The 2,880-nt window shown below is 33.1% G+C and carries 2 protein-coding genes; one reads left to right on the top strand and one right to left on the bottom strand.

Annotated features, from left to right (window positions below; genetic code table 11):
• Positions 1-1,817 (top strand): AAA family ATPase (locus tag IC220_RS06755; RefSeq protein ID WP_188153694.1); only part of this gene is annotated, 1,817 nt, incomplete at its 5' end.
• Positions 1,818-2,702: 885 nt separating this feature from the next.
• On the opposite strand, the gene IC220_RS06750 is transcribed toward IC220_RS06755, so the two are convergent.
• Positions 2,703-2,880 (bottom strand): transposase (locus IC220_RS06750; RefSeq protein WP_188152690.1); only part of this gene is annotated, 178 nt, incomplete at its 5' end.

Here is a 2,880-nt window from a genome sequence, read left to right as displayed (position 1 = left end):
AAGTAATGGCTTCTATAGCTGAGTGGCTCGGATATGATAAGAAACGTCCAGAAGAGCAATACATTAATCAGAAACTTGATGAGATTGCTACTTATAGCTGGAATTACTATGATGAAAATGGCCAGGTGATTGTTAAGGTTTTTCGCAAAGATCCTACTGGAGAGAGAAAAGAATATAAGCCTTTTGATGTGAAGCGAGGCATATATGGTGCACCAGAAGGACTGAGGCCTTTATATAATATTCCAGGAATTTTAAAGTCTGATGAAATTGTTCTAGTGGAAGGAGAAAAGTGTGCAGAAGCTCTTATTGAACAGGGTATTACAGCTACAACAACAATGTTTGGATCTAATGCAGATGCTAACAAAACTGACTGGTCACAGCTTAAGGGCAAGCATATTATTATTTGGCCAGATAATGATGAGGCAGGTAAAAAGTATGCTGAAAATGCTGAGAAAAAGCTTTTAGAAATAGGAGTTGCATCACTTGCTATTCTTGAAATTCCGCAAGATAAACCAAAGGGTTGGGACGTTGCTGATGGTATTGTAGAAGGATTTAAATTTCAGGAGTTTCTTCAAACAGGAATTTGCTATATTCCAAGTAAATTAATTCCTAATAAGTTAACTCCTAACTTAATCAGTATGTCAAAAACCGACGACATGCCCCCAAAGAGAGAGTGGATAGTACAGGATTGGCTGCCTTCAGGTTATGTCTCTGCTCTTTATGGTGATGGTGGAGTTGGAAAATCTCTTCTTGTTCAACAACTAATTACAGCACTTGCAGCGGGTAAGCCATGGCTTGGTATCAATTTAAACCCTATTAAAGTTTATGCTTTGTTTTGTGAGGATGATAGACTTGAGCTTACACGTCGTCAACATGCTATTAACCATTTTTATCGTGTAAAAGGTTATTCACTTGAAGAGAAAATACGCATGATGACAAGAGTAGGAGAAGACAATAGATTAATGGATTTTAACAGCAAAGATTCAGGTAAATTAACATCTTTTTTCCATGACTTGCTTGAGGATATCAAAGCATTTCAACCAAAACTTGTTGTATTAGATACAGCAGCAGACTTATTTGATGGAAATGAAAACAATCGTACACAAGTAAGAAATTTCATTCAGAATTGTTGTGCACGAATAGCAAGAGAAATTGATGGTGCAGTATTGTTATGTATGCATCCTTCTGATGTTGGAATACAAAGGAAAACAGGTACAGGAGGTTCAACAGCATGGAATAATACTGTAAGATCTAGATGGTATTTAACCAGGCCGGAAAAAGCTGGTGTTTCACCTGATGATAGAATTTTATCTCGAAAAAAGTCCAATTATTCGCAGAGCAATGATGAAAAGATAGTTATGCGTTGGGAAAACGGTGCATTTGCACACGATGATTTAGCTTTAGGTTCAGAACCAATGGTAAGAGGACAATATAGCGAAAAGTTAGATTTAGAACGCGAGAGAAAACATGAAGTGATTTTGAATCTAATTCGTAGAATGGCATATCAAGGCAAAATTTATACTGCAGCACAATTTGCAAGAAGTTTTGAAGGAGAAGAAGGACTTGGTAGTGATCGCAATATAAGGGGAAGAATTGATCATCTTGCAACTCTCGGGCAAATAAAATTCTTTCGTAATGCTGAAGAATATGGAATAGCAAATACTAACTCTAAATATGGATTTCTTTGTGTAAAAGATATGGAGACAAAGATTTGCATAGAAGGTAAGGTAGAATACAAATTAGTAAAGCCAACACATCATTATTTGGAGGCAAATGGTAAAGTATTACCTATTAAGGGCACGAATAATTTATGGTAAAGTGTTTCACAGATTATACCTTTTTAATTGTTTTTAGATTGTCATAAAACAAGTACAGCAAGAATTAATGTTATACCATATTAGTATATTTATTAACTAAAAACTCTTTAAAATGCAAAATCATTTGGCAAAATTACCAGATAACCAAATGAATTATTAAAGAAAAAGCAAGAAAATCAATATCTTACACTATTTTCAAATGGCAAATAAAATTTCATTTGGCAAAATTACCAATTAGCTTAAAAGGTGCATAAATGGAAGAGTTTCAGCCAAAATGTCAAATGGCAAATTCCCCTATATATAATATATTACATCAGTAGTGTGTAATATATACATTATAACCAAATGGCACCTAACATGAAAATAATGTTTTCTCAGTGCATAACCATTTTTAACAAAGCTAAAGAAGTAAAGGAGCAAACAATATTCATATTGCTAATATACACCACATCTAAACTGGTCCTTTTGCAAGGGATGATGGTAAATTTAAGCTAGGTGCAGGAGACTTTAAAGTTGCTAATAGTTTTATATATTATTAACAATAATAACTAATATGAAAATATATAATAAATTGTAAGTTAATAATAAGGTTAATTAAAATTAGAGTAAATTAGAATGTCTAGGAAGCAAAAAGCCATGGAAATACAGCAATAAGAAACTTTAAAATACTCATAAATACAATAAGTAGTTCTCAATGCCGTTTTAAAACGATTCTGTGGCTTCAGGGTCAATAACCACCCATACTTAAAGAACGCATATAAACCCTGTTTAAAGCCGAATAAATGATACTCTTAAACTATTGTTTACCTTCACTCTATCACATTATTTGCTAATTGAAAAGAAAAAAATTGAAGCATTAGTTGGTTGTCTAGGTAGTGTCGACATTTATTTTAACCAAAGATATATAGAAGCAATATGGACAAAAGATAAGAAAGAAATAGCTAATTTATCATAACGAGTAGCAACCCTACGAAAATTCTTGAGTTTATTGAACATTCTTTCGATGAGATTTCTCTCTTTATAAAGCTCTTTATCGTATTCTCTTGGTGTTTTTCTATTGGAA

The organism is Wolbachia endosymbiont of Pentalonia nigronervosa (genome assembly GCF_014534705.1).
Taxonomy (GTDB): domain Bacteria; phylum Pseudomonadota; class Alphaproteobacteria; order Rickettsiales; family Anaplasmataceae; genus Wolbachia.
This window is presented reverse-complemented; position numbering and strand designations above follow the sequence as displayed.